Raw genomic sequence first — 14,764 nt, 5'->3', positions numbered from 1 at the left:
AGGTTGATTATAGCTGATCAGCTATAGGGAAGTCAATTTCCAGTTCCGTTAGGTTGTGGATATAGTTGCTGATGATTTTATCGCCGACTACCATAATCACATCAATCATATTGGATTCGCTATAACCCGCTTCGAAGAATTCGGCTACTGCTTTTTGAGATGCTTTACCGCGATTTTCTACAACAGAGGAGGTGAATTTTGCCAAAACATCCAGTTTGTTGTCAAATAAAGCATTACCGCTTCTGATTTCTAAAATTTCGTTATCCGAAAAACCATTCATTTTACCTAAAACCGTATGTGCAGACTGGCAGTACAGGCATCCGTTAATTTGGCTGGTAACAAGATTAACAACTTCTCTTTCTTTTGATTTTAATGTGCTCTTGCGATTTTGAAATGCAAGGTAGTCTCCCAAAGCGGTATCGTTTTTGCCAAAGTAGGCATACAGGTTGGGAACGAAGCCAAGGCCTTTTTGAAGATTGTCAAAAATACTTTGATTATTTGAAGTGACTTGGTCACGTGTAGGAACTGCGAAAGTTCTGTTTGCTTTTGTATTCATATACTTTGTAATAATTGTTTGTCATTATTGACATTACAAAGTTGCGCCAAAGGCTGCCCTGATTACAATCAACTAGATTAGTAAATAAACCCAAACTGTAGTAATAAAAAATGTGAAACCAGTTTAACTTTTTTTGGAAACCCTGGATTTTCTGAGCTTTGACAGATATTGGGTTGTCATGCCTAAAAAAGAAGCCAATGCATATTGAGGAACCCGGGCCACTATGGAAGGATATTTTTCTTCAAATTCCTGATATCGCTCCTCAGCTGTTTTGGTAAGATTACTGATCAGTCTTCTTTGCATCCCGGCAAACGAGCGTTCTGCCATAATCCTGAAGAATGTTTCAAATTTGTGGTTACTGAGTTTTAATTTTTGTTCACTTTCAAAATCAATTTGCAGGATGATACTGTCTTCCATGGCCATGACAAACATCGAGGCCGGTTTTTGAAATATGTACCCATTATAATCTGAAATCCACCAGTCTTCAACTGCAAATTGAATAGTATGCTCCTCGCCTTCATCTGCAACTACATAGGCTCTAAAAGCACCTTTAAGAACAAAGTTTCGATATTTGGGAACAAAATCAGGCTGGATAATAAATTGTCTCTTCTTTACTTTTGTTATTTTGAAGCAGGATATAAATTCCTGCACTTCATCTTCACTGAGCGAAATTCTTTTAATGATATGATCTGAGAGCGATTGAAATTGATCCATGCGAGATTTTGAGAAACGTTATAAGAAAGTAAAGTCCTTGCAAACAATTATTACAAGATAGTTATATGAATTCAGTTTACAATTTAATAAATACAGCGAACTAAACTTTCTAATTCTTTAACAAAAATAAAAAAAAAGGTGAAATTAAATCGAATGGATTTTTTAAAGGTGCTTTAATCTGAATCTAAAAGTTGTTTTCACAAGCAAAGAAAATAACCGTTCAAAAAAAAAGCACTGAATGTTGGACTTAAAAAATATTAATCTCTCCTGACTTCGCACCCGCAATCTGAATCAAGTTAGCGACACCTTTCGAAAAAAGATCAAAAAAAGAAGCTTCAGAGAAATCCGAAGCTTCTTTCTTTAGTAGCGGGAACGGGATTCGAACCTGTTAGCAAAATAAAATAACTAAAATAAAAACAGCGCAATACAGTTTCGAACCTAAGCTTCGCAGACCTTCATTTTGCCACAAAACTTAATTTAAAAGGTTTCAATATAGGTAAAGGGGCTTTTGTAGTAGCGGGAAGCATTCAATTATCTAACCAGTTTATTGAGAATTATTACAATGTTTTAACAGGTGTATTTTAATTGTTTCTCCGCTTTTTTGCACATCTATTCTTTTTGAGATTAAATACCGGGAAGCAGTTAGTAAATATATAACGAAATGGTCTTATGCTTTTATTTCGACCTTTCATGGATAAAAATTCCGCACTCGTACCTTTTTTTTAATTTGAACTATAGCGTTATATTAATTTTATTACAGAAATGAGATAAGATGCATGCGCCAATGTGCCTCAGAATCACTTTCCAAAACGAGACGTAACTACCCTGAAAAGGACCAAAATACATAACAAAATGGAAAATTCAAACGGCTTACAACAGCAAACATGCCCGTATCACGCTCAACAAGCAGCTGAAGCGGTAACAGCACCACCAGCGGTAATTCCAGACATTACAACTCCGCTTGTATCAACAACGAATCAGCCGCCGGTTATTGGTACTTCTAATCTGGGACTTTTAAATAATTTTATTGGTACATGGAATAGTCCTACGGGAGCAAATGCTACAGGTTACAATGTTATGCCTTTACCCCAAACAGATGCTCCAAATGGTTACATCACTAAAAACTTTCCTTATTTCGAAGAAATCTCATTTTCGGCTATAGCAGGCGGAGCACCAAATAGAGAAGGACAATATACACAGGCAAGCAGTGTGTTGTTTTATGAACAAAGAGTTTACATAGCAAATAACGCCGATCCAAATGGAGCACAGCCCATTCAAAATACTTTAATTCATGCCGAAAATGGCACCTGGCTTTATCACGTAATACAAAACCAGGTTGAAGGGCCTTATGGTCCAGGTATTGTTACAGATAAAAATCCGATTCCTGTACAAAATCCGGCAACGCAGTACAACAAACAAATTTCGGTTCCTCATGGAGTTTCGGTTTTAATGACGGGAGGGCCAGTGGCTTCGGGAACAGGAAATCCGGTTTTTCCAACCGCAGACAGAACTAAATTACCATTTACAGATCCTGCTGTAATTGATCCGTCAACGTATTTGACACAGCAACTGAATGCATTAAACAGCCAGGGGATTACTGTTGACAGTTACTCAAGTATTACAGTAAGTACTAGTAATGAAGGTGGGGCAGTAAGCAATATAAATTTTGAAAATTCCTTTGGAAAAGTGCTTTCCATGAACACTACCTGGTATGTTGAAAATTTAAGTAACGGAACGACTCAGTTACAATACATTCAAAATATTGTTTTACAATTTTTCATTAATAATATGCCCATTCAGTTTTTACATATTGATGCGAATACGCTGCAGCTGGTAGAAACTTTTGTTCCGGTTAATGCAAATCAGACATGGCAGAATACGGGAGTTGCAGTACAGCCAGGTACTACAATAACAGTAAGTTACGAATCGGGTCTATGGACGGCAGATCCGCAAACGAATAATGGTAACCTGTATGACGCAAACGGATGTCCGGGCATTATTGTAACGCAATCAGGATATCCTGTTCAAAATGTAAATATGGGTGCCCTTATAGGACAAGTTGGAAATAACGCTCCATTTTATATTGGAAACGGACCCTTTACAACTCCTGCAGGTCAAAGCGGACCATTGAAGTTATGCATCAACGATGATTTAAATGCCGAATACGGGGCAGGATTAGCCGATAATATGGGGAGTCTGCAGGTACGTATCAAAATTTAAAAAACTACTATAAATCTCTTCGGTTTATTTTCTGAAGATATGTAGTACTGAAAACAAAAACACTCCTAATTATAATAACCAAAAAATGAAACCTGCAAAAGAATTTACGGTCGCAGATTATCTGCTTACCCGACTCAAACAATTAAATGTTACCGAGGTTTTTCAGATTCCGGGAGACTATGTAAAGCATTTTACACAAGCTCTGGAATACTTTGACGGAATTGAAACCATTGGTACTTCAAACGAATTAGACGCTTCCTATGCGGCAGATGCTTACGCACGTACCAGAGGTTTAGCTGCTGTATCTTTACAATATGGAGTAAGTACTTTTAGTGCATTAAATGCCATAGCAGGAGCTTATGTAGAGCGCAGCCCGGTTGTTGTAATTAGTGCCACACCCGGAGCCGATGCAAGACAAATAGGAAGTATGTACAATGTACTTTATCATCACTCTACAGGTAACCTTAATGCAGATCAGGAAGTTTACGAAAGAGTAACTGTTGCTGCCGAGACCCTGAGTACTTCTGCAGGTGCTCCTGAAAAAATCGATAAATTACTTATAGCAGCGCTTACACACCAAAGACCAGTGTACATAGCATGTTATAAAGAAGTATGGGGCGAACCTTGTCCTAAACCATCTGGTAAAAAACTGGAAGCTGAAATCATAAAGAGTGAACCAGCAGCACTTGAAAATGCTGTTTCTCAGGCGTGGTCTCAAATTAGTCAGGCCAAAACACCTGTAATTTTTGCAGGTGTAGAGCTTTTGAGACATAAACTAACCAAGCAATTAGAAGAACTTATTAAAGCAAGCGGAATGTTGTACACTACAACTTCACTTGGAAAAACGGTTCTGGATGAGAAAGGCGATAAATTCATCGGTACTTATTCTGATCAGGCTTCAATACCCGAAGTTATAAAATTAGTTGAAGCTTCAGACTGTATCTTGTCCTTAGGAACTATTATTACCGATGATTATTTATGGCTGGTAGAAAATAAATTTTCGGATATGATTCAGGTAACAACTCAGGAAACCAGAGTTGGTTATTTTACCTATTCGGGAGTAACTTTAAAAGACTTCATCGAAGCCTTAACAGAACGCTTTAAAAAAACTTCAGGATATCCTTTAAAAGCAATAGCTCCGGCTCAGCCAAAATTCCCGGAACCATGGCGATCTAACTCAGATCCTAAATACGATTTAACTCCGGAAGTAATAACGTTTAACCGCTTTTTTGAGCATGCTGCATCTTTTCTGAAAAAAGAAAAAATGCTGGACGATATTGTAATGACTTTTGGTGTAAGTTCATCAATGTATGTGGCTACCAATATGTACGGATTATCTCAAAACGCCTATATTTCTTCGGCTGCGTGGCAGTGTATTGGTTTTGAAACCGGTGCAGCTTCGGGAGCCCAACTCGGAAGTGGCAAACAGGCCTGGACTGTGGCCGGTGACGGTGGTTTTATGATGATCGCACAATCACTTTCGACTCTTGTAAAATACAAGATCAACTCTGTAATTTTTGTAATGAGCAATGGAGTATATGCTATTGAACAGGTATATGTAGACATGGACTCATTTAAGGCAGGCCCGGATCATAAGTTTGACGAATTTGATATTCTTCCAAAATGGGATTATCAGGCACTTGCCAAAGGATTTGGAGCAAACAGCTACCGTGCTGAAACCGTTACAGAGTTAGACGATGTACTTCTTAAACTTAAGAAAAAAACAAATCTTCCAACCCTGGTAGAAATTGTGATTCCTCAAAAAGATCTTGCGCAGCAAATGGCAAGACTGGGAAATGAATAAAACCAAGATCTATAAAAACTGAAAATTTAAAAACTATACTATCATGAGCAAAAAAACATACTCTATTTTTGGAGCAGGTGCAGCCGGACTCTATACGGCGTGGAGATTACTTGATGGAAAATCTAAAAACGGCAAAAACGAAAAAATGCTTGTTAAGGGCGATGTATTAGAACTCTACGACTGGGGGAAATATGATTTTTCTAAAAAAAATCCAGGAACCAGAGCACCGGGGGCACGTGTTTGTACATGGCATTATAAAGACGACAAAGACAATTCGTACCTTGAATTAGGAGGTATGAGATATTTATATTGGGATGGGACTCCTCAGGGGCCCGGACATCGTTTAGTGACTAAAACTATTGAAGAATTAGATTTAAAGAAAGATTCAATTCCGTTTAATGAATCAGCAGATCCCTTGATGTCTTTGCGTTCTAAAAACATGTATATCTCAGATATTAATTCTAACCAGCCAGCTCCCTATTTTGCAAGCAATTACGCTCAGGATGCTCCGCCAGATGATGGTTTTACAACGATACAATCTGTAGCGATCACTCAAACATCAGGACCGACTACCCGTAGAGAATGGTGCAGATTTTATGAAGAAGGAAAAATCAATATTGACATGCCTGATAGTTCGATCTTTCAAAAAGGAGACTTATTAAAAGAAATTGGATATTGGAACCTGGGTTATGATATGCTTGGGCAGGAAGGATTTAGTTATTTATCGGATGGTAACGGCTACAGTTCAAACGTAGTAAACAGCAATAGTGCCCAGTCATTTAATGTGAATGATGAGTTTCTTCCGGGAACAGAATACAAAACATTAATAAAAGGATATTCCAGCTTATTTGACAGCTTATTTGAAGAAGTTGAAAAATTGGCAAAACAAAAAGGAATCACGCTAAATTATTATCCAAATGTTAGATTGCGTTCTATTTTGCACACAAAATCCGGAGTGAATTTTACAACTGCAACACGCAAAGATCCGGATGCACTTGCAGAAAGAAAAAAATGTGATGCTGCATTTCTGGCTATGCCAAGAGCAGCAATTGACTTAGTGGCGCAGGCAAGCAGATACAGTGATGAAGAAGGAACGGATGTATTAAATGATGAGAAAGTACAGCTGTATTTAGAGTCTGTATTAATGGAACCTTCCTACAAAATAGGTATGTTTTTCGATACACCCTGGTGGAGAACAACCGAGGCAGGGAGCCCTACGTATCCGGCTAAACTAACAAGTTATTTCTTAACACAAGAAGGAATTGAGAAATTAAGAAAAGAGGGTTTTCCTTCTAACTATCTTAAAAAAATAGAATCGGCTAAAAATCCGGCTATCCTTATTAATTCATTTAACGATAAAGTAAGCTTTATAGCTGCTGTAGAAAATGCAATCGAGGAACGATTGACTTTTAAACAGGAAAAACAAATTTCGACTGTAGCCGAATTAGATACTATTGGGCCGAGTATTACAGATATGCCTATTAGACAAGTAGTTTATTTTGGAGATAACGCCAGAGACGGAAAAGGGAAAAAAGTATATGGTATTTTGGCCAGTTATGATGATATTCTGTACGCAACATTCTGGAAAGCTCTAGAACTTGGACCAGATGCTACGCGCGAAATTCCTGAATCCAGAGACTGTCAGCCGCTTGAAGGACCAAGAGAAGCTACTCCTGTAATGGTAAAAATGCTTCGTTCACAATTAGCGTCATTGCATTTTGGACCACAGGCTGATTATTCGTATGTGCCAGAACCTTTAGAAACGAAATATATGGACTGGTCTCTTCCTCCATTTAATGCAGGATACCATGCTTATAAATCGCATTATAGTCTAGGCGATGTACAAAGAAAAATTAGAAAACCTTCACAGCTTGTTCCAAACACAGACTGCGAAATTTTTATTGTTGGAGAAACATATTCAAACGATCAGGCCTGGGTAGAAGGTGCATTTTGTACAGCCGAATCTGTTCTGAATGATTTCTTCGGTATTGAACCTATTATTGACGAAAAATACTATCCATTTATCAGTCCGGAGTAATCTATTTTAACCAAATACAAATGAAAACAAAAAAACTATTTAAATTTTCTGCTTCGGTAACAAAAGAGAATATTAAAGATGTAATGCAACAGGCAATTGCGCTGGAGCTTGCTACTATTCCCACTTATTTATCGACTTATTATTCCATTAACAGAGCACAGGATCAGGACAAACTATATGCTAAACTTCATGCGCAGCTTTCACAATCCGGTGTACGTACTGCTGCTGAAATTGATGAACTGGCACAAGATCTGAAACTGGATATACTGGTGTATTCGAATAAATCGGCGGCTTTAATTATGAGCGTTGTTATCGAAGAAATGCTGCACCTGGCACTTGCCTGTAATTTAAAACAGGCGGTTTGTCAGACAGCACCAGATTTGTTAGGGATTGGAAAAGTATTAACATTTCCAACACAATTAGACGGACATATTCCTGAATTTCAAATTAATGCAGCAAAATTGTCATTGAAGCAACTGACTACATTTTTACAAATTGAAAGTCCTGAACCATTTAAAGATCCTTATGCAAATGCACAATTGCTGGATACGGTTGAATATCAAACAATCGGGCGTTTGTATGAAATGATTATCAAATGTATAAAGGAGGATTTCCCGGGACCTTATAATTACAGACCCCAATTACTTCCTCCGGATAATCCAGATCGTCCGAGACCGTATTATTCTCAAAATTCAATGAATACGGTACATTATGACAGAGAGCACAATCCTCAATTTGCTAATGCAGATGATAGCGGCGGACTTGTTGGAGTACATGACGCTCATTCGGCAATTGATGCGATAGAACGTATTATTGATCAGGGAGAAGGGAAAAGTAAATACAAGCAGCATACCTTAATTTGGGGCGAAAATAAAATGCCGGTACCAATGGATATTGTCGATGGCAAGGTAGAATTTTGGGAAGGCGATTATGATGATTCCGGGAAAGAACCTGCTCATTTTGCAAAATTTCTGGAAGCCTATACACTTGGAGGGCATTATCAGCAAAAGTTTCGTAACATTCAGGGCTTAGATGATTTCTTCAGCTATTTTGTATATGACACCGATGCGAATCCTAAAACAGCCGATTATATAGCTTCAAACAATCAGGCACTGGCATTATGTTCACAATTAGGTAATGCAGTTTTTGCTTATATTCTTTTAATGATTGAAGCCTGTTATTATAAAGACGAAAGTACACAATACGATTTATTCATTTTTGGTATTCATAAATCAATGATCTGGCTTTTGAGTGGAGTTGGTAACCAAATTAATCAATACACTTATACTAAAGGCAATCAGGCTTATAAAGGCGCTTTAACATTTGAACCTTTTTCGTTTGAACAAAGTTTCTTAAGACCAAAAGCACAAATCATGAGTTTGGTGGATCAATTGGCAAAAGCCGATCCTGTTAATTGGGGCTGGGCCATAAAAAGCGAAAACTATTTCCCGTCTTTACCAGACGTAGGATTGGATTACAGCATTGAAGCCGATATTCCTAAAGTACCAGGTACACCTTTTAGACACAATCATTAATATAAAAATATACAACATGTCAGAATTAGTAACAAAAGAACTTCATGTATGCATGGGGCTTAATTCATGCAAAAATGCGGGATATTCAGGAAATAATGATTGTGCAGGTCAGGGCGATTGTTCAACAGCAGTTGGTCATCCTTGCCACACCTTAAATGCTTGTAAAGGGCAGGGAGGCTGCGGGATTTTTGGAACTACAGAAGAACTTTGCCATCCGGGTGAAAATGATTGTCGTTATCAAGGCAGCTGCGGTGTGCCTATTTTGTCTTCTCGTTTTATGGCGCAAGGCCCTAATAAAGGACTTAGCGTCTGGCAATTGGCCAGAATACGCTTTGAAGAAAAAAGAAAAGAAAACGGAGAATCTTTTGGCGAAGCTCCACAGCAATACGGACCAAGCGATGAGTACGTAAACTCAATTCGTGGTACTTCGGGTGTAGATTATTCTTCTTGCGGACAAAGCGGTTCAAGATCTTGTTCCTACATCAGCAACCCTGCCGAAAGAAAAATTGCGGCAGCAAAAAGAGTTTTGAAAATGGAAGAAGAAAGCGCTAAAAAATTACCGGAGAGCCTTTCAAATTGTCAACCCAAAAATAATGGACACTAGACTTGGATTACCCAATTTAGGATTGGGATTAGGACTCAGAAGCCAACATTTTGAACATATTCTGGAGAAAAACCCTGCCGTAGACTGGTTTGAGGTAATTTCTGAGAATTTTATGGATTCACATGGACGTCCGAGATATATTTTACAACAAATAGCAGAAAAATATCCCGTGGTAATGCACGGGGTATCGCTTTCTATAGGAAGCACTGATCCTTTAAATTTTGATTATTTAAAGAGTTTAAAGCAACTGGCAGGTGAAGTCAGGCCAGCCTGGATCAGCGATCATTTATGCTGGACAGGAGTTTTAACGACCAATTCGCACGATTTACTTCCGCTTCCGCTAAATGAAGATTCATTAAAACATGTTTGTAACCGAATTAGACAAGTTCAGGATTATTTAGAACGACCGCTGATTGTAGAAAACCCAAGTACCTACGCATCTTTCAATAATTCAACTCTTCCGGAATGGGAGTTTTTACGAATCATGACCGAAGAAACAGCTTGTGGATTACTCCTTGATGTAAACAATGTATATGTATCTTCTTTTAATAATGATTTTGATCCCGTAGAATACATCAACGGAATTCCGCATGATAAAATAGTTCAAATGCATTTGGCTGGTCATCAAAATTGTGGCAATTATATTATTGATACACACGATAGAGAAGTAAATAATCAGGTTTGGAAATTATTTCAACTAGCTTATCAATTAGCAGATCAGGCATCAATTTTATTAGAATGGGATGGTAATATTCCGGCTTTTGATGTGTACCATTCAGAATTACTGAAATCAAAACAATATATGGATGCAGCATTTGTTGGAGTTGAAAAAGAAGTTTTTTCTATTGATAAAGAACAGGTTTCAAACCCATTGAATCTATTTGCGGTGAATAAACTTTTATAAACTCCAAAGATGCAGAAAACGGTAAAAATACCATTAAAAGACTTTCAGCAATGGATGCAGCAGCTTTTGCTCGATCCCTATCAGCAAACAGGAATAAATCCTAATGATTTGCTTTCGAATGCCACAAATGCAGCTTCAATTGAAGATGTAATTTGTCATTCAGAAAAACTTACGGCTCAGGAACATTTAGCGATTTACCAGCGAAGTTATATTGCACGATTACGAAATTGTATGTCACAGCAGTTTAGTGCATTGGAATATGCTTTAGGAGAAGCGATTTTTTGTGCTTTCGCTGATGACTATCTTGCTTCAAACCCCTCAAATAATTACAATTTATCTTTTTTGGGAGCCCATTTTGCAGAATATCTGGAAAATAACAGACCCGATGCCAATGAAGGTATCAAAGAAGACTGGATTGATTTTATGATTGAACTGGCCCGTTTTGAATATGCGATTGGTGTTCTTTTTGAAGAGAAAGCAGAAGAAAATTACCAGCTGGCAGCAATCGACACATCCGAAGAGCAACTAAAGTTGGTACCTGTATTTGCTTTATTTAAGTTTCAGTTTCCAGTCCGAAAGTACTATTATGAATTCAAAAATGGGAAAAATCCCGCTCTGCCTTTTGGAAAAGAAAGTTATTGTGTGGTGTTAAGGCACAAATTTAAACTGTCTATTTACGATCTGCACAAAGAGCAGTATGATTTTCTGTGTTTTTTAAAAGAGAATAAGAATGTGATTGAGACAAAAGAATGGTTTAATACTCATTATAAAGCGAATACAGTCCAATTCGAACAGGTATGGAGCAGTTGGAAAGAACGCTGGCTGGATTCTCATTTTTTTAGAGTGTAACGAGATTTTATCAGCTAAATCCTAAAATGGACAGAGACCCTCCTGATAAAAAACTAAAAAAACAATGGATCTAAAAGTTTCGAACCTAAATTTGTCAACGCCTGATTTTACTCGATTTCTTGTTTTCAAAAACTCCATGTGCCACGATTCTGCCACAAAATGTGTTTTGGTGACTATCTTTAAAACAGCCTTAGTTTTTTGTGGCAAAAGGTATCCATTTCATTTAAAACTTGCTATTATTTGTCCCGTATCTTTTCACATTCTTAATTACTATTATTTCGGTAAAAAAGCTAACGGATTAGTTATACTGAAGGATAAAAATTATGCTTCAGGGCGATACTCTTTTTTAGTGGATGTCTATAGTTTATTATCCTATATGCTGGTGATCTTTAGTTACTATCTTTATAAAGAGGTTTAAAAGATTCTGTTCGGGTTAGGCAGTATGACTTTAGCTGATGCTGAGTTGTTGGAGAATCAAAATCAGGAACCTTAAATAAATGAAATGGAAAACCCGTCTGCACTTTGAAGTACGAGACGGGCGTCCATAAACATAATCTTCCATTTTATGTCTACTTAAAAATCCTTAATAGCACAGAATTCCGGATTCAGTGCTCTCCTGTTTGTTCTTATAAGCAGCATCGCTACTACAGTATAATAGCTTTAACGCGTTGGATGTAATTCATACCAATTCTGATCTGATCTAAAAACAAATAGATAAAAACTATAAAATAGAATAAACATCTTTATTCTTTTAGAAATCAATGTCACCCTGAGTAAAGCCTAGGGCTTTTTTACAGAAAAGGGCTTCGACTTCGCTCAGCCTGACACCGGTTTTGCATTATACCAAACATGTTAGATTTAGCATAATGCTATACTTTTCCTTTACTTTTTTATACTGTATCAATCAGCGCTAATGTACACCTAATTGGTCTAACTTCAATAAAAAGGAGTACTAATTTATACAGAGCCGCAAACGTTCTGCGTATAACTAAACCTCCATTGTCTTTACGGTTAATTACTATTGGCGAGTGAAGAAACTAACAGCTGAATTTTGGGCGACATTTCCGGAGAACAGGCTGCAAAAATTGTTTGATGTTATTTGGGATTCATTTTTTTGTAGATCTCATCATATTTTTCGTAGTTGCGAAGAACAGTAGTAGGGGGGAGATTAAATTTATTGGCGATCTCGGATACGTTTCCGACACTGTTTATCGCATCTGTAAATCGGGTAGTATCTTCGGGTGTGTCCGTGAGGTTATTTCCTAAAAGGGTATTGAGGCGTTCTTCTTTGAATGTTTCCGGTGTGGTACGTATTGAATTGACAATTAGTTTTTTAACTTTGGCGATAGCATTGTCTTTTAGGTTTGTACCATAATACTTTGATTTTTGCAACAGGTCCTTATACAAGTCTGCCATACGCGAGAGGTCTTCTACTTTTGAGAAATTATTCCAGAAAATATCATAATTCAGGGTGTCTACCACACGATCCATGATGGAACCGGGTTTGAACTCCATCTTTTTTCCGACGGTGATCATACATTTGGCCATTATAGCTGAGATGATGGGTAATTCTTCTGAATTGATCTGCTTCTCCTTATCCGTCAGGGCTTTCAGCATGGCAATGTCGGGCAGTTCCAGTAGGGGTGCATTCGCAAATTCGGTGTCGTCCTGTTCATTTCCCGTAACCAGGTGAAGGATCTGTACAAGGGCCACCAGATAGGGATGATTTTTTATAGCAGACCGGTCTGAAGGGGTCAGCAGCTTATAGTTATTGTAGTCTTTGTAGGCATATTGGATTTTGTCGAGCAGCAGGTATTGGCTGTCCTGTCTGTGAAATCCAAATTTGTTGTCGTAGTAGAAAAAACTGTTATAAAAATCAGGTGCCTGCTTGTAACGCAATAAAAACTGGGTTTGGTATCCGTTGTAAATGTAAAAGGGAAAAATCCTGCGTTTTCCTTTTTTTCGGTACTTAAGAAAATAGAGCCCTTTTTTGAGACGGGCCGAAAAAATAACAACTGCAGCTTCGGGATCAACAAACGAATTGTCATCGTCTAAACGGATATTTAGTTTTCCTTTTGGATCGAACAAAGAAAAATTTTCAACAAGATCGGTAATTATTTCCTCTTTATACGGAGCATCTTTGTCAAAGGCGGCTGCAAAAAAAAAGAAATTTGGAATTTTATCCGGATCGCCTGAAGTACATTTTCGGCTCCATATTTCGGCAGGAACTGAAAAATATTCATGGGTGGTCGCAAAATCCATACTTGGTGAAGTCATCGGGTAATGGTAATCCAGCACAAAATGCTCGTCTTTATGGACGGTGAGGAAGTATTCTTCGAAGTAATCTATGAAAGAAGCTTTTAGCTGGTAAATTCCTTTGGACAATGTAAGTTCAAGCTGTTGCGTTTCCTGCTCCACTATTTTATTCAGGCTGCCGTCAACGAGTACAAGCTGCAATCCGTCCAATGACTGAGTGAAAGAAATACGGATTGTATATTGGGTATCAGAAGCGTTCATAACTGATTGTTTTTGGAGAATAGTTGGTGAAATTTTTAGGCGGTACTGTTGTATCCAGATTGTCCTTTAACTGATAAAAGCCTTTGTCCAGATTTCTTTGTAAAACCTGTCCGACTACCACATCACCTGTCCAGAGGTCTTCTAAATTCGGACCGTAGAGCGTGACATTGGAATTGCGCTCAAAAGTGATTTCACAATTAAATTGGGGCAATATCACGGGAACAGTGCAGATCAGAATCTGATCTCCGCCATTTAGTGTATCTGCTACAGCGTCCTGTGTCTTTTTGAATTTTTCGGCATGGCTTTTAAAATTGTTACGGATATGATCTTTAAGTGCCAGTGCGGTAATCTGTCCGGTGCCATCACTATCTGCATCGCCGTTCAGACTGTCAATAAGAAAAGTGGTAAAGGCCCCCCTTTTTTTGTCAGAGGCTGATTCTTTAGGGAGTCCGTCGGTTTCTGATTTGCTTTCGCCCGGCGGATCGATTATCACCTCATAGCTCAATTTGCCATAAGCAGTAGAATTACAGATGAGCACCTTGGGGTTTCTGTTGCCAATAGGAAGGTTCCAGGAACCGGCAGGTGAATTGCCTTTAATGAGGGTATCATGTTCGCGGCAGCAATCGAAGAAAATCAGTACCTCATCAAACGCTCCGGCATTGGTAAACCAGGTGCGGTAGTCCAGGCCTGAAATGCAATGGTTGATTAAGGCCGGCCAGAGGCGGAGGCAAAGTGCTGTGTTGTCGAAAGTGACGCCTATACCGTGTCCGGAAAAATAAAAATACAGCCTGTTTGTTTCGTTGTTGTTTCTGGCAACACGGTTGATCTTATCGATGGCTATGTCAATTTCGGGACCACTAACGAGCATGTCTTCGCTGTTTGACACAAACAATTTTAGGTTTTCCTTTTGCACACCTCCTTTGGTTTCCAGCCAATTGGCGAAAGCTTTTGCATCTGCTACGGCACCTGACAGCGGTTTTTTCTCGTAGTGGTCAATTCCTATTACGATTGCATAATTCATGA

11 protein-coding genes are annotated in these 14,764 nt (G+C 38.2%); 7 read left to right on the top strand and 4 right to left on the bottom strand.

The features are described from left to right. Positions 1-7 precede the first annotated feature (7 nt). Together GJU43_RS18600 and GJU43_RS18595 are read right to left on the bottom strand one after the other, a co-directional pair. Positions 8-556, bottom strand: coding sequence for a carboxymuconolactone decarboxylase family protein (locus GJU43_RS18600; protein ID WP_154342796.1), 549 nt, complete (start codon positions 554-556; stop codon positions 8-10). A 123-nt stretch (positions 557-679) separates the two neighbouring features. Next, positions 680-1,270: a Crp/Fnr family transcriptional regulator gene (locus tag GJU43_RS18595; RefSeq protein WP_154342794.1), complete on the bottom strand. Its 591-nt coding sequence runs from the start codon at positions 1,268-1,270 to the stop codon at positions 680-682. A gap of 852 nt (positions 1,271-2,122) precedes the next feature. Here GJU43_RS18595 and GJU43_RS18590 point away from each other — a divergent pair. From GJU43_RS18590 to GJU43_RS18560, 7 genes are all read left to right on the top strand, one after another. Further along, on the top strand, positions 2,123-3,490 hold the full coding sequence (locus GJU43_RS18590) for a heme-binding protein (protein ID WP_154342792.1): 1,368 nt from the start codon (positions 2,123-2,125) through the stop codon (positions 3,488-3,490). A gap of 85 nt (positions 3,491-3,575) precedes the next feature. Beyond that, complete coding sequence (locus tag GJU43_RS18585) at positions 3,576-5,294, top strand: alpha-keto acid decarboxylase family protein (protein WP_154342790.1); 1,719 nt, start codon at positions 3,576-3,578, stop codon at positions 5,292-5,294. Positions 5,295-5,337: 43 nt separating this feature from the next. Beyond that, positions 5,338-7,332 carry a hypothetical protein gene (locus GJU43_RS18580; protein WP_154342788.1) on the top strand — a complete coding sequence of 665 codons (1,995 nt, stop codon included), beginning with the start codon at positions 5,338-5,340 and terminating at the stop codon, positions 7,330-7,332. A 20-nt stretch (positions 7,333-7,352) separates the two neighbouring features. Beyond that, the gene (locus GJU43_RS18575) at positions 7,353-8,867 is read left to right on the top strand and encodes a ferritin-like domain-containing protein (RefSeq protein ID WP_154342786.1); all 1,515 of its coding nucleotides are present in this window, start codon (positions 7,353-7,355) and stop codon (positions 8,865-8,867) included. 16 nt (positions 8,868-8,883) lie between these two features. Beyond that, entirely contained in the window at positions 8,884-9,471 is a 588-nt protein-coding gene (locus GJU43_RS18570) for a hypothetical protein (protein WP_154342784.1), read from the top strand. Continuing rightward, positions 9,461-10,375: a DUF692 domain-containing protein gene (locus GJU43_RS18565; RefSeq protein WP_154342782.1), complete on the top strand. Its 915-nt coding sequence runs from the start codon at positions 9,461-9,463 to the stop codon at positions 10,373-10,375. The genes GJU43_RS18570 and GJU43_RS18565 overlap by 11 nt, the downstream gene beginning before the upstream one ends. A 9-nt stretch (positions 10,376-10,384) precedes the next feature. Then, complete coding sequence (locus GJU43_RS18560) at positions 10,385-11,224, top strand: DNA-binding domain-containing protein (RefSeq protein ID WP_154342780.1); 840 nt, start codon at positions 10,385-10,387, stop codon at positions 11,222-11,224. 1,095 nt (positions 11,225-12,319) lie between these two features. Here the strand turns inward: GJU43_RS18560 and GJU43_RS18555 are convergent. Both GJU43_RS18555 and GJU43_RS18550 read right to left on the bottom strand, forming a co-directional pair. Then, positions 12,320-13,741: a hypothetical protein gene (locus tag GJU43_RS18555; RefSeq protein WP_154342778.1), complete on the bottom strand. Its 1,422-nt coding sequence runs from the start codon at positions 13,739-13,741 to the stop codon at positions 12,320-12,322. After that, the gene (locus tag GJU43_RS18550) at positions 13,728-14,762 is read right to left on the bottom strand and encodes a caspase family protein (RefSeq protein WP_154342776.1); all 1,035 of its coding nucleotides are present in this window, start codon (positions 14,760-14,762) and stop codon (positions 13,728-13,730) included. The genes GJU43_RS18555 and GJU43_RS18550 overlap by 14 nt, the downstream gene beginning before the upstream one ends. Positions 14,763-14,764 lie beyond the last annotated feature (2 nt).

It is taken from the genome of Flavobacterium sp. LC2016-23, assembly GCF_009674775.1.
Lineage (GTDB): Bacteria > Bacteroidota > Bacteroidia > Flavobacteriales > Flavobacteriaceae > Flavobacterium.
This window is presented reverse-complemented; position numbering and strand designations above follow the sequence as displayed.